2 protein-coding genes are annotated in these 23,205 nt (G+C 38.8%); both read left to right on the top strand.

Translation table 11 applies throughout. The annotated features are described in order from the left end of the window. Positions 1–17: 17 nt before the first annotated feature. A complete protein-coding gene (locus PQ460_RS12840) occupies positions 18–5,789 on the top strand; it encodes a type I polyketide synthase (protein ID WP_274170028.1) in 5,772 nt (1,923 codons plus the stop codon). Between the two features lie 39 nt (positions 5,790–5,828). After that, entirely contained in the window at positions 5,829–23,192 is a 17,364-nt protein-coding gene (locus PQ460_RS12835) for an SDR family NAD(P)-dependent oxidoreductase (RefSeq protein ID WP_274170027.1), read from the top strand. Positions 23,193–23,205: the final 13 nt, after the last annotated feature.

The following is a 23,205-nucleotide window of genomic DNA, read 5'->3' as shown; positions in this document are numbered from 1 at the left end:
AGAAAAGGGAGATCTTTATGTCTGATAATGAACAACTATATGATCAACAGCAACAGTTGGATGAACTAAATCAATGGCTTGTTCAATTATTGTATGTGCAGATGCAAAAGATAGGTTATACAGCAGATATGCCTATAGCGGAGCTATTAGACTTACTTCCTAAAACAAATCAAATGTATATGAAATGGCTACAACAAACGGTAACAGTTTTTGATCAGAATTCGTTTCCTTTGCTACATGCTGATGAAGTATGGCACAACTGGACAGAACACAAAGAAAAATGGTTAAAAGATGATAACATGCGTGCCAAAGTAATTCTAGCTGAAACGATGCTCTTGTCTTTACCTGATATTTTACATGGTGATAAGCCAGCAACCGACTTGATGTTTTCACATGCTTCAATGGATTTGGTAGAAGGAATCTACAAGCACAATAAGATAGCAGATCATTTTAATCATATGGTTGCAGATCAGGTCATTGCTCAGATTCAGAAAGTAAATCAGCAAAGCAATTCCAAATCATTGCGTATTTTGGAAATAGGAGCAGGCACAGGTGGAACAAGTGCCTTATTATTTTCCAGATTAGAACCGTATACAGAATATATTGAAGAATATGCGTATACTGATATTTCCAAATCTTTTCTCAATCATGCTCGTAAACATTATGGGATTCACTACGACTATTTAACATACCATCTTCTGAATATTGAAGAATCTATGCTGAATCAGCAGATTAATATAGGTGGTTACGATCTAGTCTTAGCGACCAATGTGCTACACGCTACACGCGATATTCGTTTAACTTTACGTAATGCCAAAGCATTATTGAAAAAAGACGGTCAAATCATTATTAATGAAATTATTGAATATTCTTTGTTTAATCATGTCACTTTTGGTCTACTTCAAGGATGGTGGTTGTATGAAGATCCGGTATTGCGTATTCCGGGTTGTCCGTTGCTGACTCCTAAGCAATGGAGCAATGTACTGGAACAAGAAGGATATCAGCAGATTACGTATCCCACGGTAGAGACTGAATTTCTAGGACAACAGGTAATCACTGCTATAAGTGATGGAATTGTTCGTCAGAAAAAAGAGATTGCCACTCCTAAACAGCATGATGCAGCGAAAATGATCCAACAACCTGTAACAACAAAAGAAGTATCCAACAAAGTCACTCTGACATCAACAACACAACAATCCGAAGAGTTAGTAAAACAGAAAAGTATGGAGCACTTCAAAGTAGTCATTGGACAGATTTTGGAAGTGGAACCCGATAGTATAGATGTTAGTGAAGAGCTCGAAATGTACGGTATGGATTCTATTTTAATTATTCAATTAACAGATGAACTGAATAAAGTCATGGAAGAGCATGTAAGTAGTGTGCTGTTTTTTGAATACTCTACTATAGACTCGTTAGTCGAGTATTTTATTATCAATCGCTATCAAGCATTGATGAAGATGTTGGGAGAAAAAGTAGAGTCAGATTCCGAAGAAAGTACTGATCCTATTGCAACTGTAAATGTGCTAGAAGAGGTTATTCCTTATACTTCTACAGTGATCACAGAACCATTAGTTGAACCTGATACTGAATCTATAACATCAACTGCATCAACAGATTCACGTCAACCGGATATCGCTATTATTGGATTAGCAGGTCGATATGCACAAGCCGATGATATGGATGAATTCTGGAATCAACTACAACAAGGTAAAAGTGCTATTACCGAAATACCTACCGAGCGCTGGCAATGGCAAAATCATTACCGTTCTGAAAAAGGGCAAACTGGATTTTCTTATAGTAAGTGGGGAGGGTTTATCAAAGGTATTGATACGTTTGATCCTTTATTTTTTTATATTTCTCCCAAAGAAGCAGAACAAATGGACCCGCAAGAACGACAATTTTTACAAATTGCTTATTCTTGTATTGAAGATGCTGGCTATATTCCGCAACAATTAAGTGATTCGCAAAAAGTAGGTGTATTTGTAGGTGTGATGAACGGAAACTATCCTACTGGATCATCGTACTGGTCTATAGCCAATCGAGTCTCATATAGTTTTAATTTTGTAGGGCCTAGTCTGGCTGTAGATACAGCATGTTCATCATCGCTAACCGCTATTCATTTAGCATTAGACAGTTTGTACAGTGGCACCAGTGACTGTGCAATTGCTGGCGGGGTAAATCTGATTGTAGATCCTGTACACTATGCACGATTATGTGAAAAAAATATGCTTTCTCCTGGAGAACAATGTCGTTCCTTTGGCGAATCTGCTGATGGATTTGTAGACGGAGAAGGGGTAGGCGCTATCGTATTAAAGCCTCTTCAGCAAGCGATACAAGATGGTGATCATATCTATGGAGTGATCAAAGGCAGTATGATCAATGCAGGGGGCAAAACCAAAGGCTATACCGTTCCTAACCCGGCGCTTCAGTCGAAAGTGGTTGCCGATGCTATACAAACATCGGGTATAGATGCACGTATGATTAGTTATATTGAAGCTCATGGTACAGGTACAGCACTAGGTGATCCTATCGAAATCGAAGGGTTACGAAGAGCATTTGCTCAACATACTACAGATACGCAATTTTGTTCGATCGGTTCTATCAAGTCTAATATCGGTCATTGCGAAAGTGCGGCAGGGATAGCCGGATTAAGTAAAATCTTATTACAATTTCAACATCAGCAATTAGTACCATCGCTTCATTCTAATCGTTTGAATCCTAATATTCAGTTTGAACAGACTCCTTTTCATGTTCAACAACAGTTAACAGCATGGAATAGACCACAAATTGAACAGGATGGTTATCAAGAAGAAATACCGAGAATAGCGGGTATTTCTTCTTTTGGTGCAGGCGGAGCCAATGCTCATCTGATCGTGGCAGAGTATATGCCTGCCTCTGTTCACCAGCAACTACATGATCAGCACGAATACAATACTCCTCCTGTAGCTATTGTATTGTCTGCTCGTACAGAAGAACGATTACAGGTAATTATGGAGCGGTTACTTCAATACTTAGAACGTTCGTCTATAAATGAAAAACAATTACCGGATATAGCATATACTTTGCAGGTTGGGCGGGAAGCGATGGATTATCGTCTGGCCATTATCGTGTCATCTGTAGACGAATTGAAGGATGAATTGAAACAAAGTCTTCATTCTATCGACAAATCTACAAACACGTATAAAGGCGATACATCAAATAGCAAGCAAATCCAAGCGCAATGGTCAGACGAAGATATGCAAGCTACGATCACAACATGGATTCGCAAAAGAAAATATCCTCAATTGTTAGAACTATGGGTGCAAGGTATAGATATTCAATGGTCGTTAGCTTATAACGAGAATGATGTATTACCACAGCGAATGTCTTTACCAGTCTATCCATTTGCCAAAGAAAAATATTGGTATACGCCAGCAACAATACAATCTGCTATTGAGGTATCAGTACAATCTCAAGTTGCTTCGATAGCTGACTATATTCATCCTTTATTACACCGTAATCATTCAAGATTACAACAACAAACATTTACTTCTATATTTAATGGAACAGAATTTTTTCTAGAACATCATCAAGTACAAGGTGTACCGATATTACCAGGAGCTGCTCATTTGGAAATGGCTTTGCAAGCGATCAGACATTCTATGCCATTATCAAAAGGGTTAGATACAGAGCTACCTGTGCCTTTTGCATTAACTCATATCGTATGGGCAAATCCTGTGTCTATTGAACAATCTTCTAAGTCAGTGCATATTCATCTGCAATTAGAACATGCACAAGACTTGAGTTATGAGATTTATAGTGAACAAGATCATCAAGAACCGCTGTTATGTAGTCAGGGTAGAGCAACATTCGATATCGGATTACACAAACAAGTGCTAGATATTCAATCTATTCAACAAGCTTGTCAGTTGAAAAAATGGTCTGCTGCTGAATGTTATAAAGCTTTTGCAACGATGGGATTATCTTATGGTGTAGCTCATCAGACGATACAATATGTGTCTGTAGGTACCAATCAATTGCTCGCCAAATTATCGTTGCCAGATGTATTTGAATCTACTATACAACCGTATATTCTTCATCCTGCGTTGCTTGATGGGGCATTACAAGCTTCTATAGGATTAACGACTGGGTTTGATGGATCTATCACCTCACCATCGCTTCCTTTTGCTTTACAAAGGCTTGAAGTATTAGGGGATTGTGATACAGAAATGTGGGCACATATTCAATATAGTGCCGGTAGTCATCCCAATGATTCTATGCCTAGGTTAGATATTGATATTTGTAATCGACAAGGGACAGTATGTATACGATTAAAAGAATTTGTGACACGTCGTATGCAATCTCATCATGCTCCAACTCAGCCTTCTGATGCTATAGATACTTTGACTACAAGAAATACAGAAACAATGATGTTTACTCCGGTATGGGAGCTAATTGATAGTATTCCTACAACCAATGTATCTGAATCGATAGAAACAATCGTGTACATTAATACTCAATCTAATGTGCCAGAAATCTGGTCAGACTTTATGCCCAATATGAATATAGTCAATATAGATGCTGGTCAATCGATCGATCAGATAACCGATCGTTTATCGATATTCAGCGAAATAGATCAAGTGATCTGGTCTGCTTCATCTGAATCGATATCAGATGCACAGGAGCAACAAAGTATTGCTTCTCAACAAAAAGAAGTTCTTTTATTTTTTCGGTTTGTCAAAAGTTTGTTAGCACTTGGTTATGGAAGCCGATCGCTACATCTAACAGTCATTACTTATCAAGCACAACAGCTTGATCCATTTGACAGTATACATCCAGCACAAGCTGCATTACATGGATATATTGGATCACTTGCCAAAGAGTACAGTCACTGGCAGATTCGCCTTGTGGATATAGAAAACGAAGCACATATTCCAGTTGCAGATATAGTATCGATCGCCCCTGATCCACAAGGGAATGCTTATCTATTTCGTGATCAAGAATGGTATCATCAACAATTACTTGCTGTTGAATATGAGCAAAACCAGACATCTACGCTCTATCGTCAAGGCGGAGTATATGTCATCATCGGTGGAGCAGGCGGAATAGGCGAAGTATGGAGCGAGTATATGATTCGTACGTACAAGGCGAATATTGTATGGATAGGTCGAAAAGAACAAAATCCACAGATTCAAGCTCAGCTAGATCGCTTGGCTCGATTAGGGAGACCTCCATTATACATTTCAGCAGACGCTACCGATCTGAACCAATTGCAACGTGCATATCAACAGATCAAGCAACATTATGATCATATTGATGGAGTGATTCATTCTGCACTAGTCTTGTCTGATCGTAGTCTAGCCAATATGGATGAACACCAATTTTGCACAGGGCTTGCACCTAAATTAAATATTAGTATAAATATGGCACAGGTATTTACTCAAGAATCTTTAGATTTTATTGTATTCTTTTCTTCTTTGAATTCATTTATGAAATTACCAGGACAAAGTAATTATGTTGCTGGTTGCACGTATATTGATGCGTTTGCCCGCCAGTTATCACAGTCTTGTTCATGTGCAGTCAAAGTGATGAACTGGGGTTATTGGGGAAATGTTGGATCGGTTGTATCTCCAGAAGTACAGCAAAATATGGCAAGTAAAGGCATTGGATCTATTGAGCCACCAGAAGCCAATCAAGCGCTTGAGTTGCTTTTGACCAATACGTTAGATCAACTTGTAATGATTGAGACGATAGGACAACCAGAGTTGCCACTATGGAACAACAACAAAACGATTATGGTATATCAATAATCGTTTTGTTTGGGTTGCAATAAAAAGGAGTGCTCAGACATGAAAAACTTCAAGATGATGGAATCAGCGAATCAACAAATGGAAGCTGTCAATGAGCTTTTAATCCAATTATTATGGTGTCAATTGCATGCTGTAGGTTGCTTGGATAAAGATTTTGTCTGGAAAAAAGGAACACTATCGTTTTATCCTAAATGGTTAGTCGAAAGTATCGCTATGCTTCAAGCGCAAGTTCAATTTTTACCTGTAGATACCGATCGTTTAATCGATACGAACTTATATAAACAGATGGTCAATACCTATTGGGAGAAATGGGATCAACAACTGACAAGCTGGTTACAAAATCCTGATCTTCAAGCGCAAGTAAAGCTAGTAGACCGTATGTTACGTAGTTTGCCTTCGATTTTGCATGGAGACAAATTAGCTACAGAAATTATGTTTCCTGAATCATCTATGCATCTGGTAGAAGGGATATACAAATATCATTCGACTGCGGATTATTTTAATACTGTACTGGCAGAGTCTGTGTCTACCTATGTTGAGAAATGTGCACAAGCTGGCAAAAAAGTACGCATTTTAGAAATCGGGGCAGGTACAGGCGGAACAAGTGAAGTGGTATTTGAACATTTAAAAGTATGGGAACGTCATATCCAGGAATATGTTTACAGTGATATTTCAAAAGCATTTCTAATGCATGCAGAACAAAAATATGGCCCATCTGTTCCTTATTTGAACTATCAAATTATTGATTTGAAAAAGTCATTTGCTAGTCAGGATGTAGATCTAGGCGCCTATGATCTTATTATTGCCAGCAATGTTCTGCATACGACAAAAAATATCCGTCATACGTTACAAACTGTGAAAACAGCGCTTAAGAAAAATGGCATGTTGCTTGTGAATGAAATCACAGATAAATCGTTAATCAACCATCTCACATTTGGACTACTGGAAGGTTGGTGGGCTTATGAAGACGAAGCTTTGCGTATTAGTGGTTCACCTGCATTATCCGTGGATTCTTGGAAAAAAATATTAAAACGTGAAGGTTTTCATTCGATTACATATCCTGCCTCAGAAGCTCTTATGTTCAAGCAACAGGTGATTGCTTCTCAAAGCGATGGAATTGTTATTCATGCTAAACATACAGTAACAGAGGTGGATGTACCTCTAACTCCACCACCACAACATATCCCAACACAACAACCTGGAGAACATGCTGATATTAGTGCTGTAACCGATCAGTCTGTATACGATTTCGTTAGTGATATTGTGCGTGGAAGTATAGCAGAAGATCTCAAAATAAGTACCGATCGCATCCAGAATAATCGTAGTTTTGCTGAATATGGTGTTGATTCTATTATTGCTGTGCACTTGGTAAATGTAATCAATAAGCGAGGACAATTATCTCTACAGACTACGGTATTGTTTGACTATAACAATGTTGATTTGTTAGTAGAGTATCTGCTAGAAGAACATTCTGCTCATTTCAAACAAATGCTCCAGAATATAAAAGAATCGTCTGAAGATAATAAACAGGTACCAACGGTTGAAAAGAATACAACACCTCAAAAATTGGATACGCCTATCGAAACGTTAAAAGATTCCAATACCGATCATTTTTCGTCTGAACATCATACATTTTCAGAGAATTATACCAAAGCTCAGAATGTTTCTGCTTCATCTTTTTATCAAGTTGTACTTCATCGACCGTCCGATATCCAAGAATTATCTATTCAAGCGCAGGAAGTACCAGCACTTAAAGAAGATGAAGTTCGTATCGCTGTACGCGCGTTTTCTTTAAATTTTGGTGATTTATTAAGTGTAAAAGGGATGTATCCTACGATGCCTCCTTATCCATTTACTCCTGGCTTTGAAGCATCTGGAATTGTGGTTGATGTTGGTGATCGTGTTACACATATTCATGCTGGAGAAGAAGTTGTCTTTTTTGCGAGTGAACATATGGGTGCACATGCAACAGCTATTACATGCAAAGCATCTCAAGTATTTGTCAAACCATCTGCTCTTTCTTTCGCTGAAGCTTGTTCTTTACCGGTTGTAGCGATGACAGTTATTGCGGCTTTTCGTAAAGTACAGATCAAGCCAAAACAACGGATATTAATTCAGACTGCTACTGGCGGAGTCGGATTGATCGCTATTCAGCTAGCTAAACACTATGGAGCTGAGATCTATGCCACAGCAGGTTCACAGCACAAGTTGGATTATCTATTATCGATTGGTGTAGATCATGTGATCAATTATAGAGAAGTTGATTTTGAACAACAGATTAGACAGCTTACCAATGGTCAAGGTGTTGATATGATCCTGAATACTTTATCAGGCGATGCTTTGCAAAAAGGATTAAATAGTCTGGCTTCCAATGGAAGTTATATCGAAATCGCGATGACTGCTTTGAAAAGTGCCAAAGCGATTGATCTCTCTCAGATGGGATCGAATCAATCTTTTTATAGCTTAGACTTGAGAAAATTAAGCTTGGAGCAACCTGAACGATTAGTAGATTATTATCAGGAAATGGTCGATTGGATCGAAAAAGGAGTGATAGTTCCTCATATCGGTCAACTATTTAGATTTGATCAATTACAAGCAGCTTATCGGAATATTGAAAATCGCGAAAATATCGGCAAAATTGTAGTTACGATTCCAGAAGAATGGCAATATCAAGGCTCACCACAGAATGATCCAGTGCCGTCTTCCAATCAGGATCGAAACTCACGCGAACCTATAGCGATTATAGGGATCAGTGGACGTTTTGCAGGTTGTAATACTCCTGATGAATTGTGGGAACATTTGCAACAAGGAACAGATCTGATTCAAAGTGTATCTCGTTGGGATTTATCCAGCTATTACGATAAGGATAAACAATATTGTGATCAAGGTAGCTTTTTAGATGATATCAGCACATTTGATCCGCTATTTTTTAATATTTCAGGACAAGAAGCAATCTATATGGACCCGCAGCAACGTATTTTTTTAGAAGAATCATGGAAAGCTTTAGAAGATGCAGGTTATGCAGGTCATTCGATCAAAGAGCAAAAATGCGGTGTTTATGTAGGTTGCACCAGCAGTGATTATCAGACATTAGTGGGTGAAAATCCACCACCTCAATCGTTTTGGGGCAAAGCAGGGTCTATTATCCCTGCCCGTATTGCTTATTACTTGGATTTGCAAGGGCCTGCTATTGCTGTAGATACAGCTTGTTCTAGCTCATTAGTTGCGATTCATTTGGCTTGTCAGGCGTTATGGGGAAATGAAATTAATATGGCGTTAGCCGGTGGTGTGTTTCTCCAATCTACACCTCAATTTTATCTGGATTCTAATCGGGCAGGTATGTTATCTCTTCAAGGAAAATGTCATACATTTGATGAGAGAGCAGACGGGTTTGTTCCCGGAGAAGGAGCAGGCACGATTGTATTAAAACGTCTGCAAGAAGCGATAAATGATGGAGATCATATTTATGGTGTAATACAGGGAAGTGGAATCAATCAAGATGGTACAACTAATGGAATAACAGCACCAAGTGCCAAATCTCAGACTAGATTAGAACAACAAGTCTATGATTCTTTCGCTATTAATCCAGCTCATATTCAAATGGTAGAAGCTCATGGTACTGGAACTAAGTTAGGCGATCCTATTGAATATCAAGCATTAACAAAAGCTTTTAGCGCCTATACAAATGAACAACAATATTGCGCAATCGGTTCTATCAAAACCAATATCGGACATTTGGCGACAGCAGCAGGTATTGCCGGTGTTCTCAAAATAGTGCTATCACTGAAAAACAAACAAATTCCAGCTTCTTTACATTTGGAACACGGTAATCCAGGTATTTCTTTTGCAGACAGCCCTTTTTATGTAAATACGGCGACCAAAGATTGGGAAGTTCCAAGCGGTCAAGTGCGACGTGCGGCGATTAGCTCATTTGGATTTAGCGGAACGAATGCTCATATGGTGATCGAAGAAGCACCACAGCATTTGCAACCCTTTCATGTATCCAAAGCTGGATATCTGATCGTATTATCTGCGCGTACCGAGCAACAATTACGCCTACAAGCACAACAATTACTATATTGGAATATGAATCATACAGCAGATTGTGCTGCGATTAGTTACACGCTATTAAGTGGTAGACAGCATTTGAATCACCGTTTGGCTTGTATTGTACACAACCAGCAAGAATTGACTACATGTCTACAGCAATGGTTGGAGCAAGGACAATCTTCTCAGGTAACTGTTGGGCAAGTGAACCGAAGTGAGAACCGTGAACAACTTTCATTCAAAAAGTATGCAGAAGACTGTATTCAGAAGTGTCAACAAAGTAGACAAGATCCTTCTTATCTTGAATATCTATCTGCTGTAAAAGAAGTATTTATACAAGGATATGACGGTAATATGGGCGATATTTTTGTGAAAAAAGAACAACAACGAATACCGCTTCCAACGTATCCGTTTGCCAAAAATCAATACTGGGTTCCGACTACGCCTGCACAACAAAAAGGCTTCACCTCTTCTCAAGCAGTAGTTGTTGAATCTATTCATCCATTGATGCACCGAAATACGTCAGACTTGCAACAACAAAAATATAGTTCTACCTTTACAGGCAATGAGTTCTTTTTCCAGGATCATATTGTACAAGGTGATAAGGTCTTACCAGGCGTTGCGCATCTGGAATGGATACGCATAGCTGTTACAGAAGCAGTAGGTGGAATTGCTGAAGATCAAATGATACAACTTAAAAATATCGTGTGGGCCAGTCCTTTACGTCTGGAAGTCGAGCCATTCATAGCTCATATTGATCTATATGTCGAATCCAATGGCGAGCTGTCTTTTGAGATTTATAGCGATGCAACAGCCAATAGAGAGCGTCTTGTATACAGTCAAGGATCAGCATCTATTATAGACAATACACAGCCAGTAGCTATAGACATTGCTGATCTGCAACATCAGTATTCAATCAATCCTATAAGTGCTAAACAATTTTATGAGCAATCACAGAAAAATGGAATAGCATTAGGGAACAGCTTAAAAGGAATAGAAGTCGTCTATACAAAAACCACAAATGATCATGACGTATTGGCGCGCCTTAAAATGCCTGTGAGTCAGTTACCTGATCAGGAATCATATCAATTGCATCCTAGTATGATGGATTCTGCTTTACAAGTAGCGATAGGCTATACGATAGGAACGGTAAGCAATCCGGCATATCAAGGCAAATCTACACTTCCATTTACGTTGCAGAAGTTAGAGATATTTCAGCCATGTCTTCCAGAAATGTGGGTATGGGCAAGATACAGTGCTGGCAGTACAGCGAATGATAAAGTTCATAAATTGGATATTGATCTGTGCGATGATGAAAGAAATGTCTGTGTTCGTTTTCATGGATTTACGGCTAGAACATTAGAGCATACAGTAACATCTTCTTCACATCATCATGATTCTGTATTACTAACACCAACTTGGACAGAATATCCAGTCATATCCGACTTACAAGATTCTGTTCATAATGATAAAAATATTCATCATATCGTAGTATTATCTCCACCTTTTGCTGCTAGATATGAAGAGATTCGTACACAGTTTCCAGATGTACACTGTGTTATTTTACAAGAAGAAGAGGTTGCCTATCTCACCGAAGAAGAACAGAATGCTCATTTATTTACAAGTTGTACTGTGCAACTGATAGACCTGCTCAAACAATCGCTGTCTACTTCTTCGGAAAAGATATTGCTTCAACTGATCGTACCTAATAAAGGAAAGTATCAGATGTTACTTGGATTAGCTGCGACACTACAGACGGCTCAACAAGAATACAGCAAGTTGCAAGCACATTGTATTCAAATGAACCTTCAAGAAACAGCTACAGGGATAATAAGCAAAATCAAACAAAATCGTCATGAGTCGGTTGCAATTGTACGTTATGAAGATGAGATTCGTTATGTACGTGATTGGAAGAAGTGGGAATCTCCATTATCCAATTCTCCACAGATTCTATGGAAAGATCAGGGTCATTATTTAATTACAGGAGGCCTTGGAGGTCTTGGCTTTATTTTTGCGCAGGAGATTATTCAACAGACGCATCAAGCAACGATTATTATTGTAGGGCGTTCACCGCTGGATCATGTGATGCAAGAAAAGTTAGACCAATTACAAGATCATCAAGCTCAAATTCACTATATCGTAGCAGACATTACGATAGCAGAAGATGTGAATACTATGATGTATCAAATTCGCTCGATCTGTGGTGAATTACATGGCATTATTCATAGTGCAGGTGTCCATCGAGATCATTATATTCAGCACAAAGTAAACGAAGAAATCGAAGAAGTATTGGCTCCTAAAGTTCAAGGAACATTATTACTAGATCAAGTCAGCGCAGAGATGCAACTTGATTTTTTTGTGTTGTTCTCTTCTTTAGCTTCAGTGATAGGCAATCCCGGTCAAGCTGATTATGCAGCGGCGAATGCTTTTATAGATCTATTTGCTTCCGAGCGTAATCGCAAAGTAATCTATCAACAGCGTTCAGGTAAGACATTATCGCTTAATTTTCCACTTTGGGAAGATGGAGGTATGCAGGTAAATACCGCAGAACGTACACGAATTCAAAACAAACTAGGTATGATCCCTATGGATACTGCTACAGGTATGCAGTTATTTTATCAAGCAATGCAAAGTCAACAAGATCAGGTTGTCGTGATGTATGGGGATACGGATAAGCTTCAATCGTTATTACAACCTGCTAGATCAAAACGATTAACGAAGCAGGATACATCTACTGTTCCGCATAATGATCAAGATACATCGATACAAGAGCAATCAATCAATACTAAAGCTGAAACCAACCAGACTATACTGATCGAGAAAATGCAGTCTGCTCTAATTCATATCGTTTCTCATATGCTGAAAGTAAGTCCAAAAGACATTTATCCTGATGTCGAGTTAAGTGAATATGGATTTGATTCGATCTCATTTACAGACTTCTCGAACCAGTTAAATGATAAATATCAATTGGACTTAACGCCAACTGTCTTTTTCGAGTATTCAACTATTTATACATTAGCCAGACATTTGATAACTTCGTATTCAGAACAGTTAACATCTATATTTATGCCAAATGTTCAAAGAAAAACGTCTGTTGCTTCGGATTCGGCGAAAGTAGTAAATACCGAACTTGACCAAAAAGTGAAATCGACCAAGAGTGAGGCAATTGCTCAAGCACGCTCACGTTTTCAAAAGGCAGCAGAACCAGTACATGAACCTGTCTCTTCTACAGAAACAGATCAAAGTCTAGACCCTGTAGCGATTATAGGCATAAGCGGTAGATTCCCGATGGCAGACGATATTCATGAACTCTGGGAAAATTTAATAGAAGGTAAAGATTGCATTTCCGAAATTCCTGCGGATCGTTGGGATTGGAAAGCTTATTATGGTGACCCGTATCAAGAAAAGAACAAAACAAATATCAAATGGGGAAGTTTTATAGACGGAGTAGCCGATTTTGATCCGATGTTTTTTGGTATTTCTCCTCGTGAAGCAGAATTAATGGACCCACAACAGCGTCTAATGATGATGTATATCTGGAAAGCGATAGAAGATGCAGGTTATGCACCTTCTACTCTGTCCGGTAGCAAAATGGGGATTTTTGTAGGTACTGCTAATAGTGGGTATAGTCATCTTCTATCTCAAGCAGATACAGAGATTGAAGGATATTCATCGACAGGTAGTGTATCATCTGTAGGACCGAATCGAATGAGCTTTTTTCTAAATGTCAATGGCCCGAGTGAACCTATCGAAACAGCATGTTCAAGTTCTCTTGTAGCTCTTCATCGAGCGGTACAAGCGATTCATAACGGAGATTGTGATACCGCAGTAGTAGGTGGAGTCAACACTATTCTTGATCCTGATTATCATATTAGCTTTAACAAAGCAGGCATGTTAAGTCAGGATGGTCGTTGCAAAACGTTTTCGGATCAAGTTAACGGTTATGTGCGCGGAGAAGGCGTAGGGATGATTTTTGTCAAACGCTTAAAAGATGCCGAGCAAGCAGGCGATCATATCTATGGATTGATTCGTGGTACAAATGAAAATCACGGCGGAAGAGCTACCTCGTTGACTGCACCTAATCCAAGAGCTCAAGCTGATTTGATCAAATCAGTCTATAGTCGTGCTCATATTGATCCGGCAACGATCAGCTATATTGAAGCTCATGGAACAGGTACTCCACTAGGTGATCCGATTGAGATCAATGGTCTGAAGATGGCATTCAATGAATTAGGTTATGATGCTACGCTGAATACAGCCACATGTGGATTAGGATCTATCAAGACCAATATTGGACATTTGGAATTAGCAGCCGGTATTGCAGGAATCATTAAAGTGTTATTACAAATGAAATATAAAACACTGGTAAAAACAGTACATTTTGAACAGCTAAATCCTTATATCCAACTAGATCAGAGTCCATTTTATGTGGTGGATACAAACCGACCGTGGACACCTTTAGAGGATCAAGAAGGAAATATATTGCCACGTCGAGCAGGAGTTAGTTCGTTTGGATTTGGCGGTGTGAATACTCATGTATTGGTGGAAGAGTATATATTTTCTTCTACAGATCAAGTTATAGCAACTAGATATGAAGAACCAGTATGTATTGTATTATCTGCACGAACTGAACAACGTTTACGAGAACAAGCCAAGCAATTACGAACAGCTATGCAGTCTGATCAATATACTGATCATGAGTTAGAGCGGATTGCTTACACATTGCAAGTCGGTAGAGAAGCGATGGAAGAAAGGTTGGCTATGCGTGTCTCTTCGATCAACGAACTTGTCACTCTATTAAATAAATATATTGAGCAAGATGATTCTTCATGGAACGAGGATATTTATACTGGACAAGTTAAACGAGATCAGGAAGTGCTTGAATTTCTAACAGCAGATGAAGATATGCAAGAAACCGTACAACGCTGGCTCGAAAAAGGCAAATATCATAAATTGTTAAAACTATGGGTGAAAGGGATGGATATTGATTGGTCAACCTTGTATATCCATCGTTCATTACAACGAATTAGTTTGCCGACCTATGCTTTTGAACGTACACGGTATTGGATTCCTAACCGATCAAAAGTAGATTCTAATTCATATGCGATAGCCAATTCATCCCATATGCATATGATCCATCCATTGCTTCATCATAATACATCTACACTGACTCAGCAGAGATTCACATCTACATTTACAGGGGAAGAATTTTTCCTGAAGGATCATGTGATTAAAGGTCAGAAGATATTACCGGGCGTTGCTTACTTGGAAATGGTACGGGCTTCTGTCGTACAAGCGATGGAACTTACTAAGCACGATCTATCGATGATCGTTTTGCAAAATGTCACCTGGGTACGTCCGATAGCTGTAGATCAGCAACCTGTACAGATTCATATTCAGTTGATCCCGCAAGAGAATCAGCTACTGAATTATGAAATCTATAGTCAGCAAGAGGATATGCTAACTACTCTGTATAGTCAGGGAACAGTAACAGTTGTTCCAACTGAAAAAGAATACAAAGAAATCAATATCGCTTCTCTTGTTGAAAGTTGTGACCAGCACAAGATTACAGCAGCAGAATGTTATGCTTCTTTCCAACAAGTAGGGCTCTCATATGGCCCTGCTCAACAAGCTATACAAAACATCTATATCGGACATCAGCAAGCGATCGCTCAATTGTTATTACCATCAACGGTATCACATACAGCAGAACAATATATATTACATCCAAGTATGATGGATGCCGCTATTCAAGCATGTATCGGATTACCTTCGCTAGGATATGAATCGGTGACTCCATTTGCTTTGGATCAAATGAACATATATCAACCTTGCACATCTAAAATGTGGGTCTGGGTACGTTATCAAGATACGGTAGAACATCAGAGTTCTTTGGACAAAGTAGATATCGATCTCTATAACGAACACGGACAGATCTGTATTGAGATCAAAGGTCTGAATATTATTCATTTAAGCCCTAATCAAGATCAGCTACAGCATACTGATAGCGCTCCATCTGTCGGTGCATTGATGCAATATCCTGTATGGGATAGTGTTATTCCTGAATATACAGCCTCTCATATGGAGTCTTCAACACATATTCTATGCATAGGAGAGAGTCCAGCATTGTGGTTGAATCTCATTCAGGATTATCCACATATCCGCTATGCACAATTAGCAATAGATGCCGATGTCGAGCAGATCGTTGCTCTGTTAGAAAAAGAACCTGCAATCGATCATATCATATGGTCTGTACCTAATACCGTTCAACTTGATCTTTTACATGTGCCTGTACAGCAACCTGCTAAAGGAATATTACAAGTGTTCCGCATATTGAAATCATTGTTGCAGTTAGGATATGGAGAAAAAGATCTATCATGGACTATTGTGACTGCACAGACGCAATCCTTATCCATAGCAGAAAAGGCTTATGCAGAACATGCAGGGATTGCAGGTCTGGTCGGTTCTATGGCCAAAGAATATTCAAATTGGAATATCCATCATGTGGATTTGGAAGAGAATATGAATGTGGTTGCTCATGATATATTGACTTTACCTGTTGATCCGGAAGGCAATACATGGATGTATCGTGAACATCAGTGGTATCGTCAACAGTTAATGGTAGTTGATGCCAAAGAAGAATCATCCACTTATTTTCAACAGAATGGAGTCTATGTTGTTATTGGTGGAGCAGGTGGAATTGGTGAAGTATGGAGTCAGTATATGATTCAGACGTATAACGCACAAATGATCTGGATAGGTAGACGACCACTGAATTCACAAATTCAAGACAAGATCGATCGCTTAGGTCAGCAGGGAATCGCACCTCTCTATATCACTGCCGACGCATCTGATCTACAAAGCCTAACAGAAGCTTACCGAATGATTAAACAATCGTATTCGTCGATTAATGGGATTATCCATTCGGCAGTAGGAATTATGGATGCTAGCCTGAGTCATATGGAAGAAGATCATTTTCAAAACAGTCTGTCTGCCAAAATAGATATCAGTCTTGCTATGATGCAAGTATTTGCAAAAGAACCATTAGACATTGTTCTATTCTTTTCTTCGATGAGTTCATTTAGTAAGCCGATCGGTCAGAGTAGTTATGCGGCAGGTTGTACTTTTACAGATACATTTGCGCATGAGATGAGAAGAGCATTTGAATTTCCGATTAAAGTCATGAGTTGGGGATACTGGGGCGATATTGGAATTGCGGAGAAAGTGCCTTCTGCTTTCAAGCAACGATTAATACAATCAGGAATAGGATTTATAGAGCCGTCTGAGGCTATGCAAGCTGTTGAATATCTAGTGGGTAATCCTATCGATCATATGGCTTTTATTCATACGACTCAACCGGATGCAGTCCTCAATACACATTCAGATGAGAAATTATGGATTGCACCGAAAGTGGAAGCTGTTGCTATAGAATCATTACAACGTGGTCATACGGATGATTCTAAGGTAAATTCTCTGATACAAACGATGCAAATATTTGATCGAGAATTAGAAACATTGTTAGCGCATCTATTGTATGTTCAGTTACAACAGGCACAGTGCTTGGAGCATAATAATAATATTGTGCCTGTATATGAACGCTGGCTAGAAAGCAGTCGATGGATATTAAAACAAAAAAATATAGATGATTCCTATGGAGCTATTGAACAGATGTGGAGTCAATGGCAACAGAGAAAAGAAGTATGGAGTCAGCATCCTGATCTACAAGCACAAGTGGTATTGGTAGATACGATGTTGAAGCATCTTCCTGATATTATTCAGGGTAAGGTGTTAGCTACAGATATTATGTTCCCGGATGCTTCGATGTCTTTACTTGAGAATTTGTATAAAAACAATGCGGTTGCAGATTATTTTAACGAAAAGCTAGCAGATACTATTGTGTCTTATATTCAAGCAAGATTGCAAAATGATCCATCTGCGTCTATTCGTATCTTGGAAGCAGGAGCAGGTACCGGAGGAACAAGTGCTATCGTCTTGAAAAAATTAAAGCCTTATACAGACTCTATTGCAGAATATGCATATACAGATCTGTCGAAGGCTTTTTTGAATCGAGCAGAAATGATGTTTGGTCAAGATTATCCTTATCTTAACTATCAGCTATTTAATATTGAAAAACCAGCGCAAGAACAATCACTAGCGATAGGTAGCTATGATATCGTTATTGCTGCAAATGTGCTACATGCTACACAAAATATTAAACGTACATCCAAACATATTCATTCTCTTTTAAAACAGAATGGATTGTTATTGTTAAATGAACTCAATCGTAGCACATTGTTTAGTCATCTTACTTTTGGATTGTTAGAAGGTTGGTGGATGTATGAAGATGCTTCTATACGTATTCCAGGATCGCCTATACTAGATCAACATCACTGGCGTAACACTCTTGAATATACAGGTTTTCATACAGTGACATTCCCTGCGCAATATGCTGAACCGTTAGGGCAACAAATTGTTGTAGCAGCTAGTCATGGATTGATTCGGTTACCACGATCTCAATCAAGTAATCCTATATATGACAGTAAAAATCACAAGGCAGAGGAACGAGTCCAGACCATAGATACTACATCTACAGCCAAAGAGATCTATCATTCACAAGAACAAGAACAAAAGCAAGAAAAGATTTATGTGAGTGCTAAGCCAGCTACTCCAGAACCGATTACTGAAGAAATACTACTGCAACACAGTAAGCCTTATTTTCAACAATTAATCGGGGAACTCGTCAAGCTTCCTTATGAACAGATTGATATCTCAGAACCGCTAGAGAAATACGGGATTGATTCTATATTGATAGTGCAGTTAACCAATAAGCTTCGTAAACATTTTGATCCGATTAGTAGCACTTTGTTTTTTGAACATCAGTCTTTGGTAGCGCTTATCCAGTATTTTATAAAAGAACATCAGCAACAACTGATTGAATTATTGGAGATTAAGCATTCTCCTGCAACAACCGTATCTGCAACTGCATCGTTCACTAACGATAGCTCTCAAGTGATTGCAGATAAAAATTATCGTCCATTAAAAATGCCTGTACAAGAAGTAAAAGCACCAGAATCAATAGCACCAGAACCAACAGTATCGCAATCAAAAGTATCACCTATAGGCCAATCAGTGGTTTCAGTTCAACCCACTCCACCGATATCGCAACAAGAGCCGATAGCGATTATTGGTATGAGTGGACGCTATCCACAAGCAGATAATTTGGAGCAATACTGGCACAACCTTGAACATGGAATAGATTGTATTAGCGAAATACCTGAAGAACGCTGGTCTATTGAAGGATTTTATAATGCTGATCGTAAGCGTGCAGCAGCTCAAGGACAAAGTTATAGCAAATGGGGCGGATTTATCAATGGATTTGCAGATTTTGATCCTTTGTTTTTCAAGCTATCGCCACGAGAAGCAATCAATATGGACCCACAGGAACGCATTTTTCTGCAATCTGTATGGGAATCGTTAGAAGACGCCGGGCATACTCGGCAAAAGCTGGCAGAACACTATCACAGCAAAGTCGGTGTATTCGCCGGTATTACCAAAACAGGCTATAACTTGTACGGGCCAGAGCTATGGAAGCAGGGAAGTGATTTATTTCCAATGACTTCATTTAGCTCCGTAGCGAATCGGGTATCATATTTGCTTGATCTGTATGGGCCTAGTAAGCCAGTAGATACGATGTGTTCTTCTTCGTTAACAGCAATTCACGAAGCTTGTGAAAGTATACGTAGTGGAGCTTGCGAATTAGCGATTGCTGGAGGGGTGAACCTATATTTACATCCATCTAATTATATTGGTCTATGTGCTCAACAGATGCTGGCAGCAGATCATAAATGCAAAAGTTTTGCAGAGCAAGCAGATGGATTTGTACCGGGCGAAGGTGTAGGGGTATTGCTACTCAAGCCACTTTCAAAAGCTATAGCAGATGGAGATGCCATTCATGCTATTATTCGCGGAACAGGTATTAATCATGGTGGCAAAACCAATGGCTATATGGTTCCTAATCCGACAGCTCAAGCTAATCTGATTCGAGATACGATGGATCAAGCAGGCATTCATGCCGAGGAAATTAGTTATATTGAAGCTCATGGTACAGGTACATCACTAGGTGATCCTATTGAAGTATCCGGCTTAACTAAAGCATTCCGTATAGATACTCAACAGCAACAATATTGTGCAATCGGTTCTGTCAAAAGCAATATGGGACATCTTGAATCAGCGGCAGGTATTGCAGGAGTCACCAAAATTATTTTGCAAATGAAACATCAAAAAATAGTGCCTACATTACATGCCAGTACACTTAATCCAGAGATCCCATTTGCGCAGACGCCTTTTGTTGTTCAGCAACATTTGTCAGATTGGAAAAGACCGCATATTCATATCAACGGTCAATCAAAAGAAGTGCCGCGTATTGCTGGAATTTCTTCTTTTGGTGCAGGTGGTTCTAATGCGCATGTCATTTTAGAAGAATATATCGCACAGCAGATTGAGCAACAACCACAGTCCGAACCTATTGATGTTCAACCAACAATGATTATATTGTCTGCTCGTCAGTCAGAGCAATTGATTGAACGTGCTCGTCAATTACTTGCTTTTGTAGAAAGCACTGTATCGTCTGAGGTTTCCTTAGCAGATATTGCTTATACTTTGCAAGTAGGTAGAGAAGCGATGGAAGAGCGTATAGCTTGGATTGTACACTCAATAGCGGATTTGAAAGAAAAATTATCATCTTTTATTCAACAACCTGAGGATTCTAGTATTCATAATTATCAAGGGACTGTGAAACGTTTATTTGATATTACGTCTGTTTTTGACTCTGAAGAACATATGCAACAGATCGTAAATGAGCATTATGTAAATGGTCAGTATGATGTTCTTTTAAAATTATGGATACAAGGTGCACCGATTAGATGGAACAAGCTCAATCGTTCTGTCACAAGCCATATCATTCATTTACCTGCATATCCTTTTGCAAAAGAAAAATATTGGTTAGCGCCTGCACAGATGAATACATTGCTACCAGAGCAAAAGGTACATTTAAATGAAGGAAAAGTAATGCATCATACGGCTTTGCATCCTTTGTTACATCGCAATACTTCTCAATTATCAGAGCAACGATTTACATCTATTTTCAGTGGTCAAGAGTTTTTCTTTGCAGATCATGTAGTGAACGAAGCCTCCATTTTGCCAGGAGTGGCTTATTTGGAAATGGTTCGCGAAGCGATTGCACAATCAACAAGTGCATCATTAGATCACAATATGTGGTCGTTAGAAAATATAATCTGGGCAACACCAATTCGTATAGAAGAAACAGAGCTAGCTGTGCATGTTGCGTTATATGCAGAAGATGAAAATCATATTCAATATGAAGTGTATACAGAAAAAGGTACTGCAAGAACGATTCATAGTCAGGGTAGAGCGGTCAAATCATCTTTAATAGATGCACCTGAACTCGATCTATCTCATATTCAACAGTCTATGACAGAAGAGATTCTACCATCTACATGTTATAAGCAGTTTGAGCAGATGGGTCTGCATTATGGAGATCGATTGCAAAGTATTACTTCTTTACAACTAGGTACAAAAGGTGTTCTAGCCAGATTGAATCTACCTGCAACGCTGGAAGATTCTTTTTCTTCCTATCTTCTGCATCCAAGTATGATGGATGGAGCATTGCAAGCTTCAATCGGTCTGATCTTCAGTGATAATACGTCAGCACCTATACCAAATCGTCCACGATTGCCATTTGCATTGGAACAGATTCGGATATTTAGTGCATGTTCTACATCGATGTGGTCTTATATTCGTTATAGCGAAGGAAGTGATCCGATGGATAAAGTACAGAAATTAGATATTGATATTTGTCATGAAAATGGAGAAATCTGTGCCAGTCTAAAAGGATTTACTAGCAAACGTTTAGAATATTCGGAAGCTTCATCATATCCTAAAGAAACTGTAATGTTAGTACCCGAATGGTTGGAGCAAGATATCGTCACAGTACCTGAAATTTCATTTCAGCAACATATGATTATGATCTGTAGTCCTTCTGCGCATATAGCTGAACAGGTTCGACAAGAACTTCCTGAAGCATTATGCATCCAGCTTGGTTGTCATGAAAGCCTACCGTTAGAACAGCGATTTGGAAAAACAGCTTTAGAAGCATTTACTCAAGTTCAACAACTGCTACAGTCCAAGCCGGAAGGTTCTATTTTGGTACAATTAGTGGTGGTGAATGATCAGGACTATCAACTGTATACTGCGCTTTCAGCTATGTTAAAAACAGCAGAGTTAGAAAAGCCGCAGTTGATTGTACAGATGATAGAATTAGACGCTTTAGCTGCTGCTTTTCATCCAGTAGACAAATTATGTGAATGTAGAGATAGTGCAGGCGATACGCATATTTCTTATCATAATCATCAAAGATATATTTCAACATGGCAAGAATTTGTTCCTAACGCCACCTCTGTAAAACAGGCATGGAAAGATCGAAATGTCTATTTAATTACAGGTGGAATGGGAGGAATCGGTTATCTGATTGCGCAAGATATAGCACAAACAGTTACAGAGCCGATTTTGATTATGACAGGTCGCTCTAGATTAGATAAAGATATTCAGATCAAATTAGATACATTGCAAGCGTATGGCGCTCAAGCTTTTTATTATGTATCTGATATTGCTAATAAAGAAGAAGTATCTGCATTGATGAACACAATTCGCATGGAATTCGGTCAATTAAATGGAATCATACACAGTGCAGGTGTGTTAAAAGATAGCTTTATGATTAGAAAAACGCCTGAAGAATGGAACCATGTGTTAGCAGCCAAAGTGAATGGAACGTTATATTTAGATCAATACAGTCAATCATTTGAGTTGGATTTCTTTGTTCTTTTCTCCTCTCTGGCAGGTGTTCTCGGCAATATAGGACAGAGCGATTATGCAACAGCGAATGCTTTTATGGATCAATATGCTCATTATCGGAATAAATTGGTCTATACCGCCAAGCGAACAGGTCATACACTATCTATAAATTGGCCTCTTTGGGAAGAAGGAGGGATGCAGATGGATACACAAAGTACTTCTTCGATGAAGCAAATGTCTGGCATGCTTCCTATCGATCATTCCACAGCTATACATGCACTACAGCAAGCGTTAGAACATGAACAATCTCAAATCGTAGTGATGTACGGCAATGGTGCACAAATTCGCAGTTTTATGGATGTGGATAAAGGAATAGAGATAGATGTACAAGATAAATATTTTTTAGAGCTGTTTGATCATATTCAAAGCGGGCAATATTCGTTAGAACAATTAGTAGAACAGCATAATCAGACAAAGCCATTTTAAAAAGAATAACGAA

Origin of the sequence: Paenibacillus sp. KACC 21273, assembly GCF_028736095.1 — a bacterium.
Lineage (GTDB): Bacteria > Bacillota > Bacilli > Paenibacillales > Paenibacillaceae > Saccharibacillus > Saccharibacillus kyungheensis.
The sequence above is the reverse complement of the archived record's forward strand: the minus strand, read 5'-3'. Positions and strand labels throughout refer to the sequence as shown.

Coding starts and splice junctions, on each gene's coding strand:
- PQ460_RS12835 (WP_274170027.1), top strand. CDS start 5,829: ATGAAAAACTTCAAGATGATGGAATCAGCGAATCAACAAATGGAAGCT.
- PQ460_RS12840 (WP_274170028.1), top strand. CDS start 18: ATGTCTGATAATGAACAACTATATGATCAACAGCAACAGTTGGATGAA.